At 45.6% G+C, this 24,968-nt stretch carries 16 protein-coding genes; 3 read left to right on the top strand and 13 right to left on the bottom strand.

Annotated features, from left to right (window positions below; translation table 11 throughout):
• Nucleotides 1-248 precede the first annotated feature (248 nt).
• The 9 genes from HMPREF1493_RS05305 to guaA form a co-directional block, all read right to left on the bottom strand.
• Nucleotides 249-3,215, bottom strand: coding sequence for an AAA family ATPase (locus HMPREF1493_RS05305; protein WP_035428416.1), 2,967 nt, complete (start codon nt 3,213-3,215; stop codon nt 249-251).
• Between the two features lie 1,068 nt (nt 3,216-4,283).
• Entirely contained in the window at nt 4,284-5,468 is a 1,185-nt protein-coding gene (locus HMPREF1493_RS05310) for a hypothetical protein (protein WP_035428417.1), read from the bottom strand.
• A gap of 428 nt (nt 5,469-5,896) precedes the next feature.
• Complete coding sequence (locus tag HMPREF1493_RS05315; RefSeq protein WP_035428418.1) at nt 5,897-7,105, bottom strand: ATP-binding protein; 1,209 nt, start codon at nt 7,103-7,105, stop codon at nt 5,897-5,899.
• A gap of 79 nt (nt 7,106-7,184) precedes the next feature.
• On the bottom strand, nt 7,185-7,508 hold the full coding sequence (locus HMPREF1493_RS05320; protein ID WP_035428419.1) for a TfoX/Sxy family protein: 324 nt from the start codon (nt 7,506-7,508) through the stop codon (nt 7,185-7,187).
• Nucleotides 7,509-7,751: 243 nt separating this feature from the next.
• Nucleotides 7,752-8,882: a toll/interleukin-1 receptor domain-containing protein gene (locus tag HMPREF1493_RS05325; protein ID WP_035428420.1), complete on the bottom strand. Its 1,131-nt coding sequence runs from the start codon at nt 8,880-8,882 to the stop codon at nt 7,752-7,754.
• 170 nt (nt 8,883-9,052) lie between these two features.
• Nucleotides 9,053-9,544 (bottom strand): TIR domain-containing protein, encoded by a 492-nt coding sequence (locus tag HMPREF1493_RS05330; RefSeq protein ID WP_035428422.1) that lies wholly within the window; start codon nt 9,542-9,544, stop codon nt 9,053-9,055.
• Nucleotide 9,545: 1 nt separating this feature from the next.
• Nucleotides 9,546-10,196, bottom strand: coding sequence for a hypothetical protein (locus tag HMPREF1493_RS07080; RefSeq protein WP_051485288.1), 651 nt, complete (start codon nt 10,194-10,196; stop codon nt 9,546-9,548).
• Between the two features lie 74 nt (nt 10,197-10,270).
• The gene (locus HMPREF1493_RS07085) at nt 10,271-11,008 is read right to left on the bottom strand and encodes an SIR2 family protein (RefSeq protein ID WP_051485289.1); all 738 of its coding nucleotides are present in this window, start codon (nt 11,006-11,008) and stop codon (nt 10,271-10,273) included.
• A gap of 478 nt (nt 11,009-11,486) precedes the next feature.
• Entirely contained in the window at nt 11,487-13,076 is a 1,590-nt protein-coding gene (gene guaA / locus HMPREF1493_RS05340) for a glutamine-hydrolyzing GMP synthase (RefSeq protein ID WP_035428423.1), read from the bottom strand.
• Between the two features lie 380 nt (nt 13,077-13,456).
• On the opposite strand from guaA, the gene HMPREF1493_RS05345 reads away from it, so the two are divergent.
• From HMPREF1493_RS05345 to HMPREF1493_RS05355, 3 genes are all read left to right on the top strand, one after another.
• Nucleotides 13,457-15,160: a Cna B-type domain-containing protein gene (locus HMPREF1493_RS05345; RefSeq protein ID WP_035428425.1), complete on the top strand. Its 1,704-nt coding sequence runs from the start codon at nt 13,457-13,459 to the stop codon at nt 15,158-15,160.
• 462 nt (nt 15,161-15,622) lie between these two features.
• A complete protein-coding gene (locus HMPREF1493_RS05350; protein ID WP_051485290.1) occupies nt 15,623-17,437 on the top strand; it encodes an Ig-like domain-containing protein in 1,815 nt (604 codons plus the stop codon).
• 219 nt (nt 17,438-17,656) lie between these two features.
• Nucleotides 17,657-19,345, top strand: coding sequence for an LCP family protein (locus tag HMPREF1493_RS05355; protein WP_051485291.1), 1,689 nt, complete (start codon nt 17,657-17,659; stop codon nt 19,343-19,345).
• A gap of 164 nt (nt 19,346-19,509) precedes the next feature.
• On the opposite strand, the gene ychF is transcribed toward HMPREF1493_RS05355, so the two are convergent.
• The 4 genes from ychF to HMPREF1493_RS05375 form a co-directional block, all read right to left on the bottom strand.
• Entirely contained in the window at nt 19,510-20,574 is a 1,065-nt protein-coding gene (gene ychF, locus HMPREF1493_RS05360; protein WP_035428427.1) for a redox-regulated ATPase YchF, read from the bottom strand.
• 98 nt (nt 20,575-20,672) lie between these two features.
• Entirely contained in the window at nt 20,673-22,010 is a 1,338-nt protein-coding gene (locus tag HMPREF1493_RS05365; protein ID WP_051485292.1) for a 4Fe-4S dicluster domain-containing protein, read from the bottom strand.
• Nucleotides 22,011-22,326: 316 nt separating this feature from the next.
• On the bottom strand, nt 22,327-23,964 hold the full coding sequence (groL, locus tag HMPREF1493_RS05370) for a chaperonin GroEL (protein ID WP_035428428.1): 1,638 nt from the start codon (nt 23,962-23,964) through the stop codon (nt 22,327-22,329).
• A gap of 105 nt (nt 23,965-24,069) precedes the next feature.
• The gene (locus tag HMPREF1493_RS05375; RefSeq protein WP_035428429.1) at nt 24,070-24,360 is read right to left on the bottom strand and encodes a co-chaperone GroES; all 291 of its coding nucleotides are present in this window, start codon (nt 24,358-24,360) and stop codon (nt 24,070-24,072) included.
• Nucleotides 24,361-24,968 lie beyond the last annotated feature (608 nt).

Consider the following 24,968-nt stretch of genomic DNA (forward strand, 5'->3'; position numbering starts at 1 on the left):
CCTGCATCTTTCAGTCGTCTACACCACACGCATAAAAAGCCTCCCATTTCTTATGTCCAAGAAATGGGAGGCAGTTCAATAGCGGGTGGTTTTGTGTTTCGCGCGTTACTCGTGCTCAACAGACTAAAGCCTTGAATAAAGCAGGCGCCATTATGACGCCTGCTCAAAAGCACGGGAAATAGATACAAAAATGGCATAGTCAGGACATTCGCGTTGAAACAACTACCAGCTACACAACCTTCTCAACTCTACGCAAAACCCATGAATGGTTTTGATGCTAAGGGAATATCGATTTTAAAGTCGCATCCACGCAGCTCCATAAGCTGCTTATCGTCAATAGGCTTCTTGGTAGAGTTAATTTTCTCTGCTGTCTCAGCAGCTTCTGCAGATCCGACGTCCTGAACGGCAGTCCCAGCTAAGACAGCATTTACACGTACAGCCTGTGCCACCATAGCGTCCTCAAGCATCGTACGAACTACACGAGCATTACCAAAGTTTGGCAACTGCGCCACTGCGGCAATCTGTTTCTCAAAACGGAGCAATACATCATCCGCTAAAGTAAATCCAAGCTCACAAGCCATAAGGTTCAGAATTTGACCCAGCTCATCAATCGAATAGTCAGGAAACCGAATCTGTGTCTTTATTCGAGATGCAAGCCCTGGATTGCAGCTCATGAAATCAAGTATTTCTTGCTCATAACCAGCAAAAATTACCACCACATCATTGCGCATATTCTCCATACATTGAACGATAGTATTGATCGCCTCATCACCAAAACTATGCGACCTATCATCAATAAGCGAATAGGCTTCGTCGATAAAAATTACTGAGCCTCGAGCTTTCTCAAATAACGCCTGCACTTTAGGTGCCGTAGATCCCACAACCGTGCCCACCAAATCGGCACGACCGCACTCGTAGAAATCACCTACCGATAAGATACCCTCATCCTTCAGGATCTTTCCTATCAGACGCGCTACCTCAGTTTTTCCAGTACCAGGATTCCCGAGAAATGCCATGTGTATCGGTAAATAATCAGACTCAAAGCCATTGTCGCGCCTATACTTTTGCACTTTTGCATATGTAAGGCGATCCAATATAATCTTCTTTACTTCATCCAATCCAATTAAATCCGCAAGCTGCTCTCGTGCAGACTGACTACGTGTATCACGCTTTGGTGTCTGTCCTGCAAAAACTTCCCCAAACTGAGCAATGGCATCACTGTCTGCCAAAGACACAATATCGCACCCTTGTAACATTCCAAGCTCATGCTTAAGCTGCAGGGAATCTCTCGCATCTGCATATAAATGAGCCAATCTCAGCTGCTGAGCACCAAGCGAATCTTCAAACAGCTTGCGCACAAATCGTGCATTACCCTGATCTCCTCGGCGACCAGCACCAGAAAGCTTATCTCGTACACAAGTACGCGCCTCATCTGTCAAAGCTACCTGCACATGCTTTGCCATCAACTCAAAGATCTGTTCCAGTTCTTCCGTCGTATAGTCGTCAAACTTCATAGTGAAGCCAATACGCGACCTAAAACCGGGATTTGTATCTAACAGTTGTTCCATATGACGAGAATATCCAGCTAGAATAACTACCGTTTCCTCGCGGTTGTTTTCCATACCAGCTATCAACGCCGCCACTGTCTCAGAATAGCCAATTAGCGTATAAGCTTCATCGACAAACAGCACCGAGCCACGTGCCACCTCAAATATCTTAGGGACATTACCAGGACTCAGCTCTGAACCAGAAATAACAACCAAACGGCCTTCTCGCAAAACACCTTCACGATGCAGGATTTCTCCATACAGTTTTGCTACCTCAGTTTTTCCAGTACCAGGATTGCCGGAAAACACCATATGCATCGAGAAGTTCCTTGTGGGCTGTCCCAGCCTTACAAGCGTGCGATTCATTCTAATACGCAAAACAATATCTTGAATCAGCTGCTTTTGTGCTGATAGGCCAATCAGCTCCTGCAAACGCTGCATAGGATCTGCCTGTTTTATCGGAGACTTCAGGTACGTATGATACGCATCTCGATACAAGGGATAGACTTGTTGTGTCTGCGACAGTGTCTGCCAGTCATCAAATATTTGCGTTACCGTGCGGTCGCTGCGGTTAAACTGATATTTTGCAAGTAATGACTCCATTGATGCAGACGGCTCTACCCCACGACGTTTTGCCACTTGTACAAGCTTGTCATATGCATCCGTCTGATTCCAAACAGCCAAACCTTTCTCATATTCTATAGTCACCACAGGAGCCTGTATCTTATCCGCTAAGCGCCGCATATTCGCCTCATTACCTGCTGCAACCATAAGCACTACTTGCACACGATCGAGATGATTGTTAAGAAGCCCCATAAGCTTTGTAAGTGCTTGATACTTACGGAGGTCAAGGTCCCTATCATTTTGAGACTCGGAATATTGAATAAGTAACAAATTGTCTTCAAAGCAGCTTACGAGGTTATCGTTAAGACACTCTATAACCTCGCTTCTGTATGCGCTGTCCCATTGAGGGCAATCAAAATTAAGCTTGTACACGTGTGTTGAGGGAACACGACCAGCGTCTTGTAACGCACTGGCCAATACGTTAAAACCCTGCATACCAACAGGAGAACCTGCGCCTTCCAAAATATAATGCACGGGGAAATGATTGTACTTTTCACTATCAGCAGCCACTGCATCAGCACTCTCATAAATGCGTTGCACTTCTTTTGCGAGGTTCTTACCAAATTTTGATTGCAAGGCGTCCTTCAATAATGTGTCTTTGCCATGTGCTGTATCAATAAATGATTCCGTAGCAAAATCATTAGACGATTTAAATACGTCATAGAACTCATTTGCACCCACAACGCTCAACATGGAGCGCAGGGAATTCAATCCCTGCGTGGTGGCCTCACCCAAAACTTGCATGGCATTGCTCTCTTTAACCGAAAGGTTTTTTCGCAAATCCTTATCGAAACCTAAATTCCAAATTTCGCATGCTCTTACAACCTGGTCCTTCACGAACTCTGTATTATCAACAAATGGCTTGCTGTATACGATGACGCAAAACGATAGTGGACTTCTAAAGCCAAAGTGTGATTCGTACACAGACACAAAACTTTCTTTATCCAGCTCGCTGTATAAAAATGAGACGCTCTCTGCCGTAGGTCGTTTAAAATCCGAATCCATATAGTACTGGTGCGCTACTTCTGCAATGTACGTTCTCATACTCTCTCCTGCCTGCTCGCTCGCTATTCGCTGATAATTACCGTGCTCCATTCCAATACGCAGAGTTGAACGTCAAATTTTACGTTTTCATATAGCCTCCTAAATTGAGCAGCGGTCAGTGACGTGGCGAGAAACCCGTCCATCAAGATGCGTTAATGTCTCTCATTGCAAGACACAACGCATATATGTAGATATAAGTTGTAGGTATTAGTAATACTGTTAATTAACTACGGTCAGGTTTTCATACATTAACAAGCCAAGCAATCTGTTATTCCAACCTTGTTGTTTGCTTACTTTTACCTCACCGTTTACTGAAATTACTTCTCAATAGGTACGGTAGCGAAAGTTCCTGTTGTATCTCTTTGCTCGAGCATATGCTCATCCAAACTAGAACTGCAAAACTGCACCGGCAGATATAGGTACATCCGCCTCATTTCTGAACATTGAATCCTCTGTATACGTTTGAACCCAGACAACGCCATGCATACCCCTTTTCTCTTTGTATCCTTTGCGCCTTTACGTAAACAAGCGCTCGCGACACCTACTGTTTTGACAACAAATAGACAAAAGGTAACAAATAGTACTTTTAACTAAGGGACAACAACAAAACGAGGCCAATATATACGAACACAAAATCGCTTCCAATAACGGCGAGAGCGGTTATACCCACTGTCTAAAGTATTATTCAGTCCTTTTCAAATATTTTTCTATCGTGGACTTCGTTATGCATTCGGGCATTCGGTCCTTGGCGAGAAAATCTGTCTTACCTTCAATTATATAGGTAGGGTTTTTTATTTATGCAGGTATATAGAGGTGTAAAATCTAATAAAATTAGATTGAGCTTAATGGTCTTTTAGTATTAACCTTAAAACCAACTCCTATGTCTACATAAACAACTTTATTGAAATTGGAATGCTCTGATTCGGCAATGCAGTACCTAAACAAATTGATACACACGCTTTTTAATGCTGTTTATCTACTCATTTATATACTAGAAGCATCCGTAAGTAACATGAAGCACGAGGATACTCAGTCCTTCCTCGTGCTTCAACTAACACACTAGTAGGGCTATTCCTGCGATTTTAATTCTTTGATCATTTCATCTAAAACTTCTCCCAAAAGTCCCTTAGCCTTCTCATTTGTTCCTTCATCTACCTTTTTATTTTGATACATGCGAAGATTTTCCGGTTTAAGAAGAGAACCATTTCTATCACGCCGAACGCTGGTACTGCACGCTAATATTCTTTCATATGTATCCAAACCATCTACAGGAACACAATATCTATTTCCTTTTTCATAGAAAGCCTTCTCCTGTTTAACCCATAATTTTTGACCACTTTCTCTCGGTATAATAATGAGAGGTTCTTGCTTAAACGTAAACGACAGTTCTTCATAAGAATTTTGACAATTCTTTATACGCTTTGAAACCTGATTAATAATCCATTCTGTGCTAGGCATAAGATATTTATCTTCCTCTGAGTCAGCTTTTTTCTCTATAAAAGAAAAGTTATAAGGGGTTTCCGAATGATAGGGATAGTATTCAGCACTAGCAACATACCGATTAATTAGACCAATATGCATTTGCTGAACAAAACCGCGAAGTAGTCCTTTCGTCCCCCACTCTTTCTCCATCATTTCATAGATACTCGATAGTTCATAAGGAGCTTTATCTTTCCCTATCTTTTTTATAAATTTTATAAATTTTTTTGAAGTGTCTTCGTCTAAGGAAAAACAGTCCTTTAATCGTTGACGAAACTCTTCAGAATTCTTGCATAACACGAAAAGCTTATCAAATTCTCCATTTTTTATTCGATCTTTTAGCTCATCATCAGTCCAAAAAGCATTCATGTATGTTCTTCTCGTCCAATACCATCCATGCGTATCCTTTCCCATCTTCTCGCTCAAAATAGGTGATTTCGAATCTATCAATAATTCCTCTCGTTCTTTGAAATGATTTTCGCAGTCTTTAATCTCATCATCTCTGTTTCCGGGATTAGCTATTAAAACGATAATTTTTGCATTCTCTAAATCACCTGAAAAGAGATGGGGGAGCTGGTAAAAATTATGCTTTTCCCATGCTGCTTTAATGCCCCATTTCTTCTTTTTATCTTCATCAACCTTAATTAAATTATCAATGTAATCTTCATCTTTTTCTAAAATATACTCTTCTAATTCAATCTTTTCCCATTTGGCGTTCCTTACTTCCTCGCACCAATCATCAATGCAGTTGTCAGATTTATTTTCTTTACTCATAAAATCCTCCTTCAAAAACTTTTTATACGATAACTAATATCATAAACTAGAGAACTTGAAAAAACATAAAGAAGCTTGCCTGGTTAAATCATAATGATTACTTTTATCTTCAATTATATAGGATAGGTTTTTTATTTATGCCGGTATAGGTGCCTGTTGCTAAACTTAAATCATAGAGCCTTATTGCATTTTTCTATTAGATTCCACCAACTAAACAACGAGTGATACCGTATTAGGTTGTTTCACACTACTCTTCTCTTAAGCAAAGAGTCCAGTATAAGCGGGTATCTAGGATACTGTCCTGACGTAGTCAAATGACCTGTGCTTCTGTTTCCCAACGTTCTTATCGCTTATCGCCATAAAAGACTTGAGCGCAGGTATACACTTCCTGCTTAAAATTACAAAGCAATATTTCACCTTGGCAAAAATCAAATTCCCCAAACGGGAACTGCCTGAACGGTTCGTGTGATGAAGTACGGCTCTGGAGTTTGACAAATAACATGACCAAAACTTACCTCATAACCAGGAAGATTTTCAAGGCAGGCAAAATTCTTCACAGCATCCTTTCTCACCGTCGCTGATACCTTTATCTCAACAGGATGTAGAATATGACCATCTTGAATAACGAGGTCAATTTCTCTTTTCTTGGTATCGCGGTAGAACCAGACATCGTGCAAACTTTTTCCTGAGTTCATAAAACTCTTAAGAATCTCAGAGACTATAAACGTCTCAAAGATGTGCCCCGCTGCTGCGCCATTTCGCAACTGATCAGGTGTCGTCCACCTGGTTAGATGACATACGAGACCGGTATCCATGAAAAAAATCTTCGGGGTCTTCGTCAGACGCTTGTCGATATTTGGCCAAAATGGTTCGATAACACGCACGATATTGGAAGCCTGAAGAACTGAGAGCCAGGCTTTGACCGTCTTATGATCTACGTCAACGGCGTTTGCAATATCAGAAGTATTCAGAAGCTGACCGGTCCTTGCTGCACATGCAACCATAAAGCTGTAAAACTTTGCTTCGTTCTTTACGTTAACAAGTTCACGAACATCTCGCTCAAGATAGGCGGCTACGTAGTCAGTGTAGAAGAGATCCCAATCAATGTTGGGGTCTTGCAGCTCTGGCATCGAACCCCGGTGAATCAAGTCCCAAACGTCCGTCAAGGACGAATTTAAAGAATCGACCATCACTTCTGGAACGTAAGGATGGGGACTGGAAGAATTACCGGAGAGTTCCCTCAGACTCAAACCGGGCATCTCTAAAATCCGTATCCTTCCCGCTAGGGACTCGCTCACACCCTTCATAAGATGATATGTTTGCGAGCCGGTAAGCACAATGCGACCCTTTTCCTCCGATTGATCAACGACCCATTTTATCGGCGAGAAGAGCTCTGGCACACGCTGTACTTCATCAATAATAAGCGGAAGAGTCTTTGATTCGAAAAAGAGAACAGCGTCCTCTTTGGCAAGAAGATAGTCCCTGGGATTTTCCATCGAAACATAGTTAAAGTCATTACCGAGATGCTGTTTGAGTACGGTTGTCTTTCCAACCTGGCGAGCACCGGTCACAAGCACAACTTTCCCCTGCTTTAGCATTGCGTCAATCGTTGGTTCAATTTCACGCTTTATATACATACAAGGACCTCCCAGCAACAGGAGATTATTGTCTCATTGGTATCCAATGTTGTCAAATTTGGGAATTATATTCCCAAATTTATCTTTCTCTTCTGGCTTTCGCGGGTTTCTTTTCCGGAAGCTCAGCATACATACCATCCAGAAGCTCCAAAACAAGCTCCGTATCTTCAAATCTATCAAATACATGCATTAGTGTCTTTGAGCCTTCATACGGATAACGCAATTCTGAATTAGCAAGTAGCTTATCCGATGTAGGAGTTCTCTTCAAAAACAGTTCATTATCGCCAATATCGCCTATCAACTTGCCATTAAGGTACACAAGATATCCACCCATCATGGATCGTATAACGATATCGCCTGCTATAGAAAAGACTTCACGAACATATTCATTGAATTCATTCACTTGATTGCGCTCCCATCAAATTTGAATTTGTACGACCTAGCCAAAACAGTCTTAGCAGGTGCTTCTCCATTTCAAAGCTTAAAAACCTTATTCATAGCTGCCAAAATCAAAGGATATTTTAACTAAACTTGACAACTTATAAAAATGATTTAATACAAAACAAAACCCACCATGGATGGACTTATAAGATACTAATAACTACAGAATCTATGAGATAAAGGATGAAGAAGAAGCTATCTCCTTTCAATTATTTTCTATTATAATTTCATCAACACTTTTTATTTCAGTGTAGCCTCTATAGAAAATAGGAATATCTACACTTTTAAAATTAGGTGAAATATAAACATAAATTTTTTTATTCAAAGCATCTGCATATCCAAGTTCCCATGGACACCACTGTGATTTAAAAGTTGATTCTGTTAAAAAAATTATAAAAATCTTACTTTGATGTATTCTCAGTTTAATAATTTCTGATGTTGAAGCATTACACCATTCTCGTTTCAAATCATATTTATCATTAACCCAATCTATATAAGCCACATATCCTTTTGTATTTAGGTCTTTATATAATTCAACTATTTGATTCATATCACTAGAGTTATGAGATATAAAAACATCAAATCTTTTCACCTTTTCTAAATCATCTACGTACAGTCTCTGTTTTAAAACTTCAGGACCTGAATTGTTTTTTACAATTTCGTTATCAATATAATTTTTCTTACCTTTTTTCTTACGTCTTAACATAAATGGTAATCCAATAGATTGAATATAGTTTTGAGCTTCTATTTTTAAAGAAAAATTTCTCGTACATGAATTAACCTTATAAAAAAACTCCGTAATATTTGATGATTTATATTTTGAAAGCTCTCTCATTATCTCTAATTTTTGATGCAAATCGTAAGTATTAAAATATCTATCAATAAAAAATGATGTATATGATGGTTCTATTTCTTGAATGAATCTCAATGTGTCGTCGATTTTTTGTTTTCTTTTATCAAATTTGGATTTTGATAGCTGCTTTATTTCATTCTTTAAATTTGCCACCTCATCTTTTCCCAAAATAATTCTATTCTTATCTTTTCTAAGTTTATTCACACTAGGAGAAGCACAATCTAAAATAAAATTATATGGTTTTCTAAAATTATATCTGCTCTTTTTCCCATACTTGATCAGAACCATATTTTTGTTATACCAAAAATTATACTTTTTATTCAAATCATCCCACATATGCGGATATAACTCTTTAAATGTATTAACAATATCATTGTCTGAAAAAGTATACGGCATCAACATCAAAACTTGTTGAATTGGCTTTTTAAATTTCTTTTTATAATCAATATAAATTTTATTAAATTGTCTCGCTGTTTTTCCCATAACTATTTACTCTTTTAGCCAACTCGAAAGTGGAATTATAAATTTTTCTCACTACATAAATATCACACATAGATTTTTATAAGCCATCCATTATATATTCACTAAATTCTACTTGCACAAAAATCTTTTTCATAACTCATCACCTCGACATTTTTATCAAACCACTGCAATTATTTTCCCTTTTTTCGTGCTGCTTCTTCAATCCAACTTCCCAAATTATAGTATCCATTATCTTGCGAATAGTCGTACAAATCATCACAAATAGAATCAAAATACGCAGGTGTCCCATCCTTATAGTATCCAATAACAGTATGTGAATTACCCTTCACCGATATCCTTTGAGTTCTCATATCTCTAATGTTATGTATATGAACTCCAATTATTGCATTACCTCTTTCAATGCTTTTCCGTATTTCATATTGGACAAATGGACGTTTTAGTGTTTCTTTGCCAATTAGAACTACAGTAACTGAAGTCCCTTCTAGTTGCTTATCTATCCATTTATAAACAGCATTTTCACCATTCATTTTAACTTTTTCAAATTCCACCTTATCAATAAAACCTGCCGCTTCTTTGCCTTGAGTAACCCAACTATTTCTCACTGTCATTGATCTATTGATATCCTCATCATAATGAAAACTAAAAAATACTCTTCTAGCCATATTAACATTCCTCCTTACTGTTAAGCCTATCTATCATTTTAACTATTTTGTTGACATTAGTATCTATATCATGAAAATTAATGATGCATTCGATTTCATCATTATTTAAAACTTTTTTAATCTTAACATCACTTTCAAAATATAATTCCTGAGCCATAAATCCAGTAAATGCTAATGGTATATTCACTAATTGATGTGATTCAGCAATATTAAATTCTTTTTTTACACCATCAGCCTTAATAATTTCTCCATTCTTTTGTTTATTACCAAACATATAAATTGCTATACCACATTGAGAAATCATTTCTTCTCTATATTTTTCCCATGTTGTCCGAAGTTGATCACTGTTTTGTGCGCCTAATGGAAATGGCATTAGTTTTAAGCTTTCTTCAATTTTAATATTCCTGTGATCATAGCAATATTCAGTAATTCCATCTATTACATAAGTCCCTACACCTAATCCATATCCATTAATAACTTTATATCCGTTCTTAACCAGTTCAAAAGATAGTTTCCTGATAAAATCCTTAGCTATTTGTGTATTTAATGGAGCATAAGTTTCTGCACTTCCTGAAAGAAATACAGTTTTTCTTTTGTACCTATTCAAAATAATTTTTAATATCTCTGTGATTTCTTCATAGCTATCAATCAAGTATACTTTTATTCCATATCTATCTAAATCTGCAATCTGCAGTCTTTGTTTAATCGAATCATATTCATATTCGTCTAGTGCTTTTTTATATTCTTCTTCTTCTTCAAACTTATCCTTATTAGGTTCAACAATTTTTTTAATATATAATAATGTGATCTATTATCATCTCCCAACAAAACTCTCATTTTGCTGAGTACAAAATTAAAATTGGGATCACTAAAACTGAATCCTAAAAATAAAAAAGTCTTTGTCAGCAATGCTCCTTCTAAAACATCTCTAAATAATTTTCTACTATTAATTCCATATTCTTCATAATCGTCTCTAGTTATTACAGCCTCAGATGGACTTTGAATATCTCCATGCATTTTATATACAACTGCATCATAATTTTTATATGAAAGCTGTAAATCCTTATCAGCCTTTCTAACTGAAACATTTTTATTATTTTCTTTCAACGCATCTTCAATTAATGTATCAAAATTTGTTGTCCAATATGTAGAAATTGGAAGCTGTGATAATATTTTGTGGTTCTCCGTTGGTTTTTTATTAGATGGGAATGAATCTAATAAAAGCTCATTAATAGCACTTCTTTTATTTTTATTACAATAAAACTGAGCCAAAGAAATCAAATCATGTTTTTCTTTGGATATATCTAATTCCAACTTTTTTGCAGGTTCTTCTAATAACTTTTCCCAACTATAATATCCAGCATCAATGGAGAGTCCTGCACCAGCAAAAACTGCTAGTTCATTATTATACAATGCCTGTTCAATAATCCCAATCAATTCTTTTTTATTGACAATATTGTTCATTTCGTCTCTCCCACAATCGAAATTATTTCACCAAAATTAATTCCTAAAGAAATCGTAAATTGCAATAAAATCTTCAATCGAAATGTAATCTTTTTTGATATTCTTCTCCATGATTATCAAGTATTGGTAAAATTACATGGCATTTATCGGATAACATTGGAACATGCTGAAGATAAATCCTGGTGGAATTATCTTCAGCATGTTCCAATAAAAAATATAAAAATCTTTTATCGCCAAATTTATGAAATATCATACTTCATCACCTTCACAATTTCTAATTTATCACCCACTATTTCCACAAAAACCTCTCACCAAAATGATGAAAGACTTTTAGACAATTTACCTAAATTCAATAACTCCCTTTCAGACCTGCTTTTTTATTTTAAGTATCGAACAGATTACCAAGGAACTTTTTGCTCCTAAAAACGCTAAAGCGCTGTATTTTCAACGGTTTTTCGGAAGAAACATATTTGTTACTCTATTCCCACTCAATGGTCGCAGGTGGCTTTGGAGTGATGTCATACGCCACGCGGTTAACGCCAGCAACTTCGCTGACAATCCTAGAAGAAATGCGGGTCAGCAGCTCGTAAGGGAGCTTTGCCCAGTCAGCGGTCATAGCGTCGCTCGACTCAACAGCGCGCAGGATAACTGGACGAGCATACGTGCGCTCATCACCCATTACACCAACGGACTTAATGTCGGGTAGAACCGCAAAGTACTGCCAAACGCTGTGCTCGGAGTTACGATCGCCTGTCTCGTCAAAGAGTTGAGCATTGTAGGCATCAATCTCTTCACGGACAATAGCGTCGGCGTTGCGGAGAATCTCCAGCTTTTCTGGGGTAACGTCGCCAATGATGCGGATAGCAAGGCCAGGACCTGGGAATGGTTGCCTGTAGACAAGGTTCTCTGGCAGACCAAGAGAAACGCCCAGCGCACGGACCTCGTCCTTGAAGAAGTGGTCCAGAGGCTCAATCAGGTCAAAGTGAACGCCCTCTGGGAATGGAATCAGATTGTGGTGGCTCTTGATAGTTGCAGCTTTGCCGCCGGTCTTACGAGCGCCCGACTCAATAATGTCAGGGTAGATGGTGCCCTGTGCCAGGAACTGAACGCCGTCCAGCTTCTGAGCCTCGTCAAAGAAGACCTTCCAGAACTCGGTACCAATCAGGCGACGCTTCATCTCTGGCTCGGTAACGCCAGCTAGAAGCTCTGCGTAGCGCTCCTCTGCGTGAACGTGAATCAGAGGCACGTTAAACTGCTTGCGGAAGACCTGCTCAACCATCTCTGGCTCGCCCTTACGGAGCATGCCATGGTTAACAAACACGCAGGTCAGCTGATCGCCGATAGCGCGGTGAACAAGGGCTGCGACAACAGAAGAGTCAACGCCGCCGGAAAGCGCCAAAATAACGCGGCCATCGCCAACCTTCTGACGAATCTCCTCTACCTTCTGCTCAATGATGTTATCCATGGTCCACGTCTTCTCAAAACCACAGATATTGAACAGGAAGTTAGAAAGCATCTGGGAACCGCACTCGGTATGGTTGACCTCTGGATGGAACTGCGTAGAATACAAGTTCTTAGCAGCGTTTTCCATAGCTGCAATAGGACAAACGTCAGTAGAAGCGGTAACGGTAAAGCCCTCTGGAACCTCAGACACAGCGTCACGGTGGCTCATCCAAACGGTCTGCTGCTCAGCGGTGCCGTCAAAGATACGGCTCTCCCCCGCGCGGGTCAGATGAGCTGGGCCATACTCGCCCTTCTCGGTATGTCCAACGGTGCCGCCCAGGGTAACCGCCATGATCTGCTGTCCATAGCAGAAACCAAAGACAGGAAGGCCAAGCTCCAGAATCTCTGGGTCAATCTTTGGCGCGTCCTCGGCGTAGACAGAAGCAGGGCCGCCGGACAAAATAAGCGCAGATGGATTGAGCTCACGAAGCTCATCTGCGGAAATATCACAAGGAACAATCTCGGAGTAGACATTAAGATCGCGCACGCGACGTGCAATTAACTGGCCGTACTGGGCACCAAAGTCTAGAACTGCAACAAACTGCTTGGGCCTGGACTCGCTCATGCATGACTCCGCTTCTCCGGTTTCCCGGTCACTCTTGATTCTGCGCCGACGCACAATACCGCACGTATGGACACATATCTCTACCACGAATTTATTGCTATTAATAATACCTTCAACCAGCCGATAACACCACGAGAGATTGCGCGCGCCAAAAAGTCTTCTTATTCTGCGCAAACAAAAGACGGTAAAGTTCTATAATCTGACAAGAAATGCTACTAATTTCTAACAATTATAAAACACAAAATATGGCGAGAAGAGCAGGTCAAAGACACTATAACTTGAAATGTAATTGTTTTGTGACGACCAAAACTGGTAACAGTTTTTAAGTACCTATCTGCAATAATTTTCTCACGTTTGAAATACGAATTGGAGTTTGGTTTATGAAAAAAGTACTGGTCAGACTAGGTGTATTTCTTGTTCCTTTTATGATTGTTGTTACTTTCGTGGCAACATTCGCTTCAGCTGCAACTGTTTCACCGGTTCAAATTACCAGCATGTCTGTGGCTGATGATACTTATACACCAGTCAATGAGATTACCACTGATAATCTGTACCATATTACAATCAACTGGGAATCTACCGCTTCTACCGTGGCAGAAGGTGACTATTTTGATATTACCCTGCCCGATAAAGTCCAGTTCACAGCCACACAAAACACAACTCCAATTGAAGTTAAAGATCCTAACGGCGCAACCGTAGCTTGGGCTTACCCAACTCCAGCAGCAGGCAGCATTTTTGGCGGCACCCTGCATGTTGTTTATACAGACTATGCAAACACCCACACTCAGATTAAGGGTACTTTCTCGCTCTCTGCACTCTATGACCGCGACGCCATCAACGCAGGTGATAACACCCACATTGACTTTGGCGTTAACGGCACCGCCGTTCCTCTCAACATGATTGTTCGACCAAAGAACACCATTGGCCAGGAGTGGCTCAACAAGTGGGGCGGTCCTGTTACCGGCACTGAGTCCGAGGTTCTTTGGTACGTTCGCCTTAACTACTCCGCAGCTAACATGACCGGCGTTGAGTTCTCTGACTCCCTTTCTGATAGAAACGGCGGAGACCTGCCTGCATCGGTAACCTACATTGCCAACTCTTTCCACCTGTATCGTGCAGACTTTGATGGAACCGGAAACTACAGCAACCTCCAGGAGGTCACCATTCCTAATGGTGCACTTTCTATTGCAGCTGACGGTCACTCCTACCACCTCAACCTGAGCGGCGTTGACTTCTCCCAGGGTCAGCGTTACCTCCTGCAGTATCGCACCACCTTTATCCCAGGTATGGCTCTGCACAACTACGGTGTTCTCACCAACGCTGGCGGTGCTCCAAGAAGCGAGATTGGCTTTACCTACTACTCTCCAAACAACTCCGGCGCCGCAAACGGCAATCTTGTCGGCCGCATCCGCATTATCAAGGTTGATGCTGACAACGCAACTACCCAGCTTCCAGGCGCAACTTTTAAGGTAACAAGCGTTGCTCACCCAGCTGATTCTTGGACTCTTACTACAGGCGCCGATGGAACTGCAACCTCCGAAAGGCTCACTACCGGCTCCTACACCATCGAAGAGCTTACTGCTCCAGATGGCTATGTGCGTGACGCTACTGTCTACACCGTAAACGTTGACAATCAGTCCGGCACTATCAAGATTATTGAGAACAAAAAGAACGCTCATGCAGACATTCCTGTACAGAAAGTCTGGAATGGTGCAGAGGGCGGAGCAGTAACCGTTCACCTGCTTGCAAATGGCGTTGACACTGGCAAGACCCTTACCTTGAGCTCTAACAACAACTGGCAGGATTCCTTCACAGGCCTCGAGGCTTATGCAGCTGACGGCTCTGAGATTACCTACACCATCTCTGAGGACGAGGTAGCTGGCTACACTAGCCAGATCACCGGTGACGCAACTCAGGGCTTTGTAGTCACCAACACCCAGGTTCCTCCAACTCCAGAGAAGCCTACTAAAACTCGCAAGAAGTCCAACCTCCCCTACACCGGAGATGCCTCTTCTGTTGCAGGAGTCCTCTTTGGTTCTTTGGCAGCACTGGGCAGCGCAGTTGCACTTAAGCGTCGCAAGTAAGTCTGGCGCAAAGTCGTAGCTGCACAAACGTGCAGCTACGCGCAACGTTACAAGAACGTCTTGTCCTCGTGGCAAGGCGTTCTTTTTTTGGCGAGAAAACCATCTCTTTTGCAAGGCTCTACGAACTTCTCGCCTCCTTAATTGCATACAGAAAAATGACCTATTCGGAATCACGTATAAAAAGTGACTAATGTCCAGCATTTGAATTTACTAGAGGTAATATTTATCCATTTTTATTACGTTAAGCTGCACATAGTGCGGAATGTTTGTTGTGAACAATTGTGAAGAACCTGTGAATTTACCTGTACTTTATTTAAAAGGTATTGGAAAAAGAATCGATAAATTCCTTGTACCTGCATAAATATTTGAACTTTAAAAAAGCTATATAAATATATACAGAATCTCAAATAAATTCTCTTTGTAATAGGTGAGAATAGACGTATCTATTGCAAAGGAGTCCTGATGAACAAACGACTGTTTAAGCTGTTAAGTTTTGTCTTCATGCTGGTCCTGGCGCTTCCGCTTGCGGCAAAATCAGCTTTTGCTGAGACTGCAAGCACTGAAGCTGCTACAGGCACCCCTAAAGCGGTTGTCGCAACCATTACAGACTTTAGAGTTGAAGATCGTTTTGGCAATCCAACTACCGTTGTTAACAAGGCAAATGTGTATGCCATTGCTATGACGTGGGACGCCTCTGCAAACGCTAACGTAGAGCCGGGCGATTACTTTGACGTCACCCTCCCTAACGAGATGAGGTTTACCGCAGCTCATCCTGCGTCTACCTTTAACATCACCGATGCAGCAACCGGCGAGGTCATGGCAGTAGCTCACGTCACCCCCGGTACCGATGGTTTTGGTGGAAACATGCGTGTTGTCTTTACCGACTACGTTAACAACCACACTGACCTGCGCGGTACCGCTCGCCTTGGCTTTACCATTGATTCACAGCGCGTTCAGACAGGTACCGGTAAATCTTTTATCTTTACTGTCTCTGGCAGCCCTGTTCCTGTAACGTTTGACGTCACCGCTCCTGGCACCATTGGTACTGAGTACCTCTCCAAGTGGGGCAAGATTATCGATGGTAACGCTAACGAAATCCAGTGGACCGGCCGCATCAACTACTCTGGTGGTAACTTCCGCAACGTCCGTCTACACGACCAACTCCTTGACCAGGGCGGCGGAGATCTTCCTGCAGAGATTAGGTATGTTCCAAACACCTTTGAGCTCTGGAGCGCTCGCTTTGACGAGTACGGCTCAACCATCCCAGGAACCGCTACGCGCATCCCTATTACCCCAGGTATGCTCACCATTTCTCCTGATGGACAGTCGTTTGATCTTGACCTTTCTGGCATAGACCTCAGCAACGGTCAGAGCTTTAAGTTCACGTATCGCACCACGTACGTTCCAGGTGTTGCTCTGCGTAACCTCATCAAGATGTACTCCGATAACCCTGAGTACAGCTCCGATTGGGTATATCGCAACGCAACTTCCGGCGGAGAAGGTACTTCTACCCTCATCGCTCGTATCCGCATCGTCAAGGTGGATAAGAACGACCACAACACCAAGCTTGCGGGTGCAGTCTTTAAGGTAACCAGCACCACTGATCCAACCAAGACCTGGACCATTACCACTGGTGCAGATGGTACCGCTACCACCGAGAAGCTCCCTGCTGGCACCTACAACGTTCAGGAGATTACCGCTCCTGCTGGCTACCAGCTCAATACTGATACGTATAACCTCACCGTTTCTGCAACCACCGGCGTTATTAAGACCGTTGAGGACGAGAAGACCCCAACAGTTGATGTACAAGTTAACAAGACATGGGTAGGAACTGTCGGCGGTCCTGTTACCGTCAGGCTCTACAAAGACGGCGTTGCTAGCACCGAGACAGTCACTCTTGACCAGACCAATAACTGGGCTGCAACATTTAGCGGTCTTCTCCGCAACGATGCAACAGACGGTCACGTTATTGCTTACACCGTAGTAGAAGAGAACGTTCCTGCTGGATATACCAGCGCAGTCTCGGGCAACCAGACTGATGGCTTCACGGTTACCAACACCGAGATTCCACCAAACACTCCTCCTACCACGCCTCCAAATACGCCACCAAACACCCCACCAGCAACTCCTCCATCAGAGACTCCAAAGAAGCCAAAGAAGAAGCAGCCTAAGCTTCCTGAGACTGGCGACTTCTCCGAGATTGCTCTTGTTGCAGTAGCTACCGTGGGCAGCGTTATTACAACGCTTGGCTATGCTCTGAAGGATCGTCGTAAGTAAGACAGCGTTGCGCAGTAAGTAACGCCATGAGCAAAAGTTGCTCGTACTTCTCGCGCCAAGCTCTATGAACTTCTCGCACACATCCCCGCTTCACACGTTGAAGCGGGGATTTTTTGTGGCAGGTTTGTTTCTATGCAGCACAAAGACGCAAAATTGCGTATAGTAGATGTTTGACAAAACGCATTGGGCAAAACGCAGATTAAACACAAAGGAGCCCCAATGGCCAGAAGGTCACATTCATCTCAGAATCACGGTCACAACAGCCGTGATAGGTACGAAGATACCCCTGAGTACGATACAGAGGACTTCGCACAGGACGATTATGACGCTTATAATCAGGGCGCATATCAGCCTCGCACGCTGGGCAGTGTTCGAAGCGCAGGTGCAAGTTCTGCACGCAACAATCACGAATCCCACGGCTCCAGGTTTACGCGCGAGCCTTTGATTGGCCAGACCAACGTCGGCGATGAGTGGCCCGAAGAAGCCCCAGCTCAGCAGCAAAAACATACCCACTTTGCTGCGCATCGTGCTGGTGCAGTGAGCCATGCACCTTCTCGCGCCGAAGGCGTCGGTGCATATTCCAAGAAGCGCCAAGGTTCTTCTCGCGGTCGTGGTCTTAAGATCTTTGCCGGCATTCTGGGAACGTTGCTGCTGGTAGCAGGCGTAGCGTTTGCGTGGTGGATGCTGGATACCAACTCAAAACTTCGCCAGGGCTTGGACGCAAACCTGCAGGCCACACTGGTACAGGTTGCTCCGTCTGACCCGTTCTACATGCTGCTTCTTGGTGTCGATAAGGACGAGGGGCGTGCAGAGAACTGGGGTGATTCCGACGCAAACTTCCGCGCCGACACTATCATTCTGGCTCGCGTAGATCCTAAGAACAAGAAGATTACCCTGATTTCCATCCCCCGAGACACTATGGTTGACCTGGGAGAACATGGAAAGCAGAAGATTAACTCCGCATACAGCTATGGCGGCGCATCCGGAATGGTCGAGGCCGTTTCCAAGCTGGCAAATGTCAACATCTCGCACTATGCCGAGGTAGACTTTGAGTCGTTCACCAAGATTGTGGACTCTATTGGCGGCATTACGGTCAACCTGCCTGTTGCCGTTTCTGACATGCAGTACTCAGGCATCGACCTTCCCGCTGGCGAGCAGCAGCTCAATGGCCAGCAAGCACTCGGCCTTTCTCGCAGTCGCCACGCATACGACAACTACGGCGCAGGCGACTTCTACCGCGCGGCTAACCAGCGCATGATTTTGACGGCCATTGCCAAGAAGGTCCTCCAGCTGGACCCCGTTTCTATGTCTGGTGCCGTGTCTACCATGGCCGAAAGCGTAACTACTGACTTCAACGTTACCGATATTGTGGGCCTGGCCATGTCATTCAGGGGCATGGATACCTCCAAGGATATGTATTCCGCGCGTACGCCTACAACGTCCGAGCTCATTGATGACGTGTGGTATGAGATTGTCGATAAGAGCGCCTGGAAGACCATGATGGATCGTGTAAACCAAGCGTTACCTCCTCTGGAGGATACAAGCACCGATGAAACCGCTGGTATCGTAGGTACCGTTGCGGGCGATACTTCTGCGGTCGACAGTATCAAGCCTGACTACACCGGTGAGGTTGCCGTGCTCAATGGCACCGACGTTCAAGGACTTGCAGCTCAAAAGGCTGGCATCCTGAAGACAAAGGGCTACACCGCCTACGCCGACAGCTCTCTGGAGCATCCTACCGACTCGATTATTGTCTACGACGGCACGCGTACCGGTCTAGCAAAGGCCGTTGGTGTTGCAAAAGCGCTGGATATCCCTACCGCTAACATCAAGGCAAACGACGGTTCCTACCCAACTGACGTGGACATCACCGTGGTCCTGGGCACCGATCAGGCCCCAAAGCGCTAGCGGCCCGCAGCGGCTCGCAACCCGCGACGATACGCAGCGACGTGCAACCCACAGCGACGCGCGACCTGCGACCTGCGACGACCCGCGACACCACCCCACACAAAAACGGGCGAGAAGACCGGTCTTCTCGCCCGTTTCATGTTAACTATCAGCGGTTTTGTGGCTTAGACGTTAAAGCGGAAGTGCATGACGTCGCCGTCCTCGACCACGTACTCCTTGCCCTCGATGCGCAGCTTGCCCGCAGTCTTGCAGCCGGCCTCGCCGCCCAGCTCAACGTAGTCGTTGTAGCTGGCAACCTCAGCCTTGATGAAGCCTCGCTCAAAATCGGAGTGGATGACGCCGGCGGCCTCGGGAGCCTTAGCGCCAATGCGGACGGTCCACGCCCTGACCTCCATGGGACCAGCGGTGAAGTAGCTCTGCAGGCCAAGCAGCTTGTATGCTGCCTGAGCAAGCGTCTCCAAGCCGGAGTGCTCAAGTCCCAGGGACTCCAGATACTCTGCAGCCTCCTCTGGATCAAGGTCAGCAAGCTCAGCCTCGACACCTGCGCAAACAGGAATAGACTGAACGCCATTGATGACAGGAGCCGGCTCGGTGAGCATGTCCTCGTCGACGTTTGCGACGTACAGGATTGGCTTCATGGTAAGCAGGAAAAGATCGCGAGCAGCCAGACGCTCCTCGTCGGTCATCTCCATGTCAGCGGCGCGATTGCCCTCATTCAGCCACTCCTGAAGACGCTTTGCCACGTTAAGCTTGGGCTGGAGGTCCTTATCGCGCTTGACCTCTTTCTCCAGCTTAGGCAGGGCGCGCTCAATGGTGCCCAGGTCAGCGAGGATGAGCTCCGTCTGGATGATGTCCACGTCCTCGTCAGGATTGACGCGACCCTCAACGTGGATGACGTCGGGATCTTTGAAGTAACGAACAACCTCGCAGATAGCGTCGGTGTTGCGAATGTTTGCCAGGAACTGGTTGCCCAGGCCCTCACCTTCGTTTGCGCCCTTGACCAGGCCAGCGATGTCCACAAACTCAACGGTTGCAGGCATGATACGGCCAGGATTGACAATCTCGGCCAGCTTCTGGAGCCTTGCGTCAGGCACATCAACGATGCCCACGTTAGGGTCGATGGTAGCAAACGGATAGTTTGCGGCCAGGCCACCCTTGCGGGTCAGCGCGGTGAACAGCGTGGATTTGCCGACGTTTGGCAGGCCAACGATACCAATTGAAAGCGACATGTGAGTCCTCTTGTTTTCGGTGGACGGTTACGGTTACTTGTATTTCTCGCGAGAAGAACGAGCAGCTAGAAGCGTTGTGATGTGTACGCAGCTACTTGCTACTCCCCATTATCCTCTTTTGGAGGTTGTTGTGCGGCGGCTTCCTCATTCGAGTCCTCGGTAATCGAGTCTGCCAAGTGTTTGAGTTGCTCCTTACCAGTGTCAAAAATGAAGCGAGCCTTGCGACGAGCCAAAGCCTCAAGACGCTCGGTCTCCTCGGCCTTGCGATCACGAACAACTAGCTCAGAAGTGTTCATCGGCACCATCGTAAGCGCGCCTGGTTCTGGGCAGACAATTTCGCAGGCACCGCAGTTGACACAGAACGGCATCTTAATGGTCAGCTTGCCGCGCTCATCGATGTCGATTGCATGCGTTGTGCAGGTATTTTTGCAGTCGCCACAAACGGTGCATTTGCTGGAATCCCAGATAGGAGCCTCGAGCTTCACGTAAGGAGCCAGGTCTGGATCGTGCTGGAGGGCGCCCATGACCAGACGGCGATCCTGTGTGAGCATGGACTGCCTCATATCGGTGGTGCGCAGACCCATCACGTCATCAAGCTGCGTCTGAAGCTTATCCAGAGAGCGAGCGTGCGAGTTGATGCGGTCAGCGATTGCTTTGGCGCCCGCAAGAACAGGCGTCGAAGCAGATACCAGGCGTTCTGCACCGTTCATCGCGTTGGAGATGAACTGCGAGCGGATGTAAGCACGCGTGAAGTTGTGGTTGAGGTTATTGCCGTCGACCTCAAGACCAACCGTAGCACCCGTCCACTCCTCAGCGGTAGCGATTGCCTGGGTATATGCCTCCTCGCCAGTGGTGGTGCGACAACGGTCGCAAACGCCCAACGGCAGGTAAACGTTTACGTTATCAAAGTCCGTAAGGATCGAGAACCAAATGTCGGCTGAGAGCATACCCACGCAGGGCAGGCAAATCTCGTTGCCCTCAGGTTTTCTCGCCAGAGCGCGCGTGCAGGTAATGTAGCACTGCTCGTACGCGGAAGCCGCGCGAGCTACCTGGTCATACAGCATGCGGGACGTATGGCGGCGCGTGTTAAACGTCTCGGTTGGACACGCGGCAACACAGAGTCCACACTGCAGGCAAGCCTCGTCGTCGATGCGCACGGACTGGTTGTGGATATCAATGCAATTAGCTGGGCAAACGTCAAGACAGCGAGAACATGCCTCGGCTTTTCCCGAGGCGCACCTCAGGCAGCGATTAGCGTTTGACCAGGGGATTTCCTTGTAGTCCATTGGCTCAAACGGCTTGTCCGAATTTGGGTCAATAGACAGGCTTCCCATCAGCGCGTCGAGCGGGTTAGAGAGCACCTGGAGGGAGTCCTGGATATCAATGAGGTCGTCGAGAAAATCTCGCTCCTCGTTACGATTCTGGTTCTGAGCCATGGTGCCTCCTCTCCTTTGGCGCGTGGCGGATGGTTCAAGTATGCGAACCGGTCGCATGGACCGAGCGTAGTCGCAAATAAATATTCTAACCTGTAGCGACCAATAATTCCGCTCAAATGACGCCACATTCATACGATTTCGATTAATGGACGCTGAGCGGGAAAACGTTGCAGTTACGACAAGACGGGTTTCTCGCCTGCGACTAGACGGGATTCTCGCCCACAACAAGACGGGATTCTCGCCAAGTGGGCGCAGCGGCAAAAAAATCGGGCCCAGCGAGAGGCTGGACCCGATTGAAGTGACGCGAAGGCGCGAATTAGTACATGCCGCCCTGGCCGCCCTGAGCAGCTGCGCGAGTGATGGACTCCTCGATGGTGGTGTCCTTTGGCATCTCGGAAACAGTTGCCTCGGTGATGAGGATGAGGGATGCAACGGAAGCTGCATTCTGGAGTGTGGTACGGGTGACCTTGACTGGGTCAAGAACACCCATCTCAATCATATCGCCATACTGGCCGGAAGCGGAGTCAAGACCCTGGCCGGTTGGGAGTGCCTTGATCTTCTCGACAACTACGCTGCCCTCGAAGCCAGCGTTGTTAGCGATGGTGCGGACTGGAGCCTCAAGTGCCTTGCGGATGATCTCAACGCCGATCTTCTCGTCTGCGTCAGAGGTCTGAACGCTGTCGAGGACAGAGGAAGCAGCCAGGAAGGAGACGCCGCCACCTGCGACGATGCCCTCCTCGACAGCTGCGCGAGTTGCCTGAAGTGCGTCCTCGATGCGGTGCTTGATCTCCTTGAGCTCAACCTCGGTAGCTGCGCCAACCTTGATGACTGCAACGCCGCCGGCGAGCTTAGCAAGACGCTCCTGGAGCTTCTCGCGGTCAAAGTCAGAGGTGGTGTTCTCAATCTCAGCCTTGATCTGGGTGATACGGTCATCGATTGCGTCCTTGGAACCAGCGCCACCAACGATGGTTGTGGTCTCCTTGGTAACCTTGACGGACTTAGCGCGGCCGAGCATCTCTGCGCTGATCTCGTTGAGGTTGACGCCGAGCTCCTTGATGACTGCCTGGCCGCCGGTGAGAACAGCGATGTCCTCGAGCATGCGCTTACGACGATCGCCGTATGCAGGAGCCTTGATTGCGCAGACGTTCAGAACGCCGCGGAGCTTGTTGAGAATGAGGGTGGTCAGAGCCTCGCCGTCGACGTCCTCAGCCATGATGAGCAGAGGTGCGCCCTGCTTCTGGACAGCCTCAAGGATAGGCAGGATGTCCTGAATGGAGGAAATCTTGTTATCGGTCATGAGGATGTAAGGATTGTCCAGCTCAGCGGTGAGAGTCTCGTTGTTGGTTGCGAAGTAAGGGGAAACGTAGCCCTTGTCAAACTGCATGCCCTCAACAGTATCGATGTCAATGCCGAAGGTCTGGGACTCCTCAACGGTAATGACGCCATCTTTGCCGACAACATCCATAGCGTCGGAAATCTTGCCACCGATGACTGGATCACCTGCGGAAATGGTACCGACAGAAGCAATCTGCTGCTTGGTAGAGACGTCCTTTGCGATGCCCTTCATCTGAGCGACAACAGCCTCAACAGCCTTGTCGATACCGCGACGAATTGCGATTGGGTTTGCACCAGCTGCAACGTTGCGGAGGCCCTCGTTAACGATGACCTGTGCAAGCAGGGTTGCGGTGGTGGTACCGTCGCCGACGGTGTCGTTAGTCTTGGTTGCTACCTCTTTGACCAGCTGAGCACCCATGTTCTCTACTGGGTCCTTGAGCTCAATCTCGCGAGCAACGGAAACACCATCGTTGGTGATGGTTGGTGCACCGTAAGAACGCTGCAGAGCAACGTAGCGACCCTTAGGTCCAAGAGTGGTGGTTACGGCATCTGCCAGGGTGTTTACACCCTTAGCAAGCTTGGCACGAGCGTCGGTGCCAAAATCGATATCTTTAGCCATGGTATTCCTCCAAAATAGCTGAACTTACACGTTAATGAACAAGCTGCGAACGGGCCGCGAGCGGATAAGCTACGAGCGGGCTGCGAGCGGACGAGCTGCGAGCGATTAGTCCTCGAGGACTGCAAGGATGTCATCAGCACGAAGAAGCAAGAGCTCCTCGCCGTCTACCTTGACCTCGGTGCCGCCGAACTTGCCGTAAAATACCTGGTCGCCGACTTTGACATCAAGAGCGATGCGATTGCCATTCTGATCAAGCTTGCCAGTTCCAACTGCGAGGACCTCGCCACGCTGTGGAAGCTCCTGTGCTGCGGATGCAATGTAGAGACCAGAGGATGTCTTCTCCTCTTTTGGAGCAGGCTTTACCAGAACACGATCTCCAAGTGGCTTCAAATTCATAATGAAAACCTCCCTTTCGGGCCAAGCCCGATATTGGCGCCAAGCGCCCTTTTCCAACGCTATTAGTTATTCCACACGGGAAAACAATTTATACGAAATATTGTGAAAATCTTACAAAACCGACTTAGATTTTCTGTAGGCGTGCAGTATAAGCCGTCAACGGTTATGCGCGCGCAATTGGCGTGCGTGGTACGGGCGGGTGACATGCGACTAACCGCAGCTAACGCAAGCTCCAGGCTGTGTCCACCTGCAATTTCTTGCCATTAGCATAAATTTTGGTGCAAATATTCGCTGCATGCATATTCTGGTAGTGATATTCGTGATTTTGCATAAGAAAAATGAACACCTCTTTGGCGGGGTCCAATTTGGGTAAAAAATGCGTTTAGTTGGGGATGAAATGGAGTATTCAGAAAAATTGCACCTACGTTTTACCAGGTAGCGAATTCTATCCAGATTTCTGATTATTTGTCCAAAGCAAAACACCAGGTAGATTTGATGCATAGAATCCCGCATTTTCTGTAAACCCCAACTAAACGCATTTTTTACCACTTGGGAGTCATTTTTGGGCCAAAACCGCCTCTTCCTTACTCGTAGTAAAAATCCACCTA

The organism is Atopobium sp. ICM42b (assembly GCA_000564995.1).
Classification (GTDB): domain Bacteria; phylum Actinomycetota; class Coriobacteriia; order Coriobacteriales; family Atopobiaceae; genus Lancefieldella.